The following is a 1,882-nucleotide window of genomic DNA, read 5'->3' as shown; positions in this document are numbered from 1 at the left end:
ATGGTTCCTACACCTACACCCTCGATACGGATGATCCGGATTTTCTGAATCTGCAGGGCGGGGGAAGCGCGATAGAGACGTTTACCTACACCCTGACCGATGCCGATGGCGATACCAGCACGGCAACCCTGACGCTGGATATCAGCAACCTCAACGACCCAGTCACGCTGAACGGCTTGAACGTGGCGGACGGCGAGCTGACCGTTTTTGAGAAGCATCTGAATGATGGCAGCACGCCTGACGGCTCGGCACTAACACAGAACGGCACTTTTACCGTTACCGCACCCGATGGTCTGCAAACCCTGACTGTAGGCGGCATCAACGTAGTCACGGCTGGCGTGGCCTCTGGCCTCCCTCAGTCCCTGACCACCGCCTTGGGCAATACCCTGACCATCACTGGCTACAACGCCAGTACCGGCGTGGTCAGCTACAGCTACAGCCTGACCGACAATGAAGCCCATCCAACGGCCAACGGTGCCAACAGCCTGAGCGAGAGTTTTACCGTTTCGGCCACCGATAGCGATGGCAGCACGGCCACTGACAGTCTGGACGTCACTATCGTCGACGACCTGCCGACCGCCGCGAATGACGGCAACCTGGCAACGGTGACCGAGCAACAGACCATCCTCACGGGGAACGTGCTGAGCAACGATACCCAGGGTGCCGACCGGATAGCGGTCAGTCCCACCACCGGGCCGATCACTGCAGGTACCTTCACCGGCACCTACGGGACCCTGGTGCTGGCAGCGGATGGTTCCTACACCTACACCCTCGATACGGATGATCCGGATTTTCTGAATCTGCAGGGCGGGGGCACCGGGAACGAGTCCTTCACCTACACCCTGACCGATGCCGACGGCGATACCAGCACGGCAACCCTGACGCTGGATATCAACAACCTCAACGACCCGGTCACCCTGAACGGTTTGAACGTGGCGGGCGGCGAGCTAACGGTCTTCGAGAGGCATCTGAGCGATGGCAGCACGCCCGACGGCTCGGCACTAACACAGAACGGCACTTTTACTGTTACCGCACCCGATGGTCTGCAAACCCTGACCGTTGGTGGCATCAATGTGCTGAGCGGCGGTATTGCCAGTGGTTTCCCGCAAACGCTGATCACTGCACTGGGCAATACCCTGACCATCACTGGCTACAACGCCAGTACCGGCGTGGTCAGCTACAGCTATACCTTGTCCGACAACGAAGCCCATCCGACTGCCAATGGCGCCAATAGCCTGAGCGAGAGTTTTACCGTTTCGGCCACCGATAGCGATGGCAGCACGGCCACTGACAGTCTGGACGTCACTATCGTCGATGACCTGCCGACGGCTGCGAATGACGGCAACCTGTCAATGGCGACCGAGCAGCAAACGATCTTGACCGGCAATGTCCTGGCCAACGACACCCAAGGTGCCGACCGAATCACCCTCAGTCCCACTACCGGGCCGATCACCGCAGGTACCTTCACTGGCACCTATGGCACTCTGGTGCTGGCAGCGGATGGTTCGTACACCTACACCCTCAACCCAGGCGACGCTGACTTCAAGGGCTTGAAGGGCGGGGGCACCGGGACCGAGACCTTCACCTACACCCTGACCGATGCCGATGGCGATACCAGCACGGCAACACTGACACTGGATATCAGCAACCTCAACGACCCGGTCACCCTGAACGGTTTGAACGTGGCGGGCGGCGAGCTAACGGTCTTCGAGAGGCATCTGAGCGATGGCAGCACGCCCGACGGCTCGGCACTAACACAGAACGGCACTTTTACTGTTACCGCACCCGATGGTCTGCAAACCCTGACCGTTGGTGGCATCAATGTGCTGAGCGGCGGTATTGCCAGTGGTTTCCCGCAAACGCTGATCACTGCACTGGGCAA

1 protein-coding gene is annotated in these 1,882 nt (G+C 59.8%); it reads left to right on the top strand.

Translation table 11 applies throughout. From position 1 onward, the window contains the following. The coding region (locus G7009_RS27245; RefSeq protein WP_219856809.1) for a beta strand repeat-containing protein at positions 1-1,882 on the top strand (1,882 nt) is incomplete at both ends.

Origin of the sequence: Pseudomonas capeferrum (assembly GCF_013523055.1) — a bacterium.
GTDB lineage: Bacteria > Pseudomonadota > Gammaproteobacteria > Pseudomonadales > Pseudomonadaceae > Aquipseudomonas > Aquipseudomonas capeferrum_A.
The sequence above is the reverse complement of the archived record's forward strand: the minus strand, read 5'-3'. Positions and strand labels throughout refer to the sequence as shown.